Origin of the sequence: Methylobacterium sp. CCH5-D2 (genome assembly GCF_001556475.1) — a bacterium.
Taxonomy (GTDB): Bacteria; Pseudomonadota; Alphaproteobacteria; order Rhizobiales; family Beijerinckiaceae; genus Methylobacterium; species Methylobacterium hispanicum.
This window is the reverse complement of the sequence record NZ_LSIX01000738.1, coordinates 1-572: the sequence shown is the minus strand read 5'-3', so window position 1 is coordinate 572 and position 572 is coordinate 1. Positions and strand designations below refer to the sequence as shown.

Sequence of the window (572 nt, the reverse complement as noted above, 5' to 3'; positions counted from 1 at the left end):
CGAGGGCGTCGAGATCATCGAGACCGATCTCGGCGAGCGCATCCAGCAGCTCGACAACGAGGAGCCGAGCCACGTCGTGGTGCCGGCCGCCCACAAGACCCGCTTCGACGTGGCCGAAGTCTTCGCCCGCACGCTCGGGACCGACCCGGACAACGACGACGCCCACTACCTCGCCGAGAGCCAGCGCGAGACCACCCGACCCTACATCCTGAACGCCGATGCGGGGCTGACCGGCTGCAACTTCGCGGTGGCCGAGACCGGCACGGTCGTCACCTGCACCAACGAGGGCAATGCCGACCTCTCCGGCAACGTGCCGAAGCTCCAGATCCACTCGATCGGCATCGAGAAGCTGATCCCCCGCGTCGAGCACCTGGGCGTGTTCCTGCGCATCCTCGCGCGCTCGGCGCTCGGCTCGCCGATCACCCAGTACACCTCGCACTTCCGCGGGCCCCGGGCCGGCACCGAGATGCACTACGTGCTGGTCGACAACGGCCGCGCCGCGCGGCTCGGGATGGAAGAGTTCTGGACCTCGCTCAAATGCATCCGCTGCGGCGCTTGCATGAACACCTGCC

1 protein-coding gene is annotated in these 572 nt (G+C 68.4%); it reads left to right on the top strand.

All coding sequences use genetic code 11. The features are described 5' to 3' along the window. Window positions 1-572: LUD domain-containing protein (locus tag AX737_RS19515; protein ID WP_197430640.1), on the top strand; the 572-nt coding region annotated here is incomplete at both ends.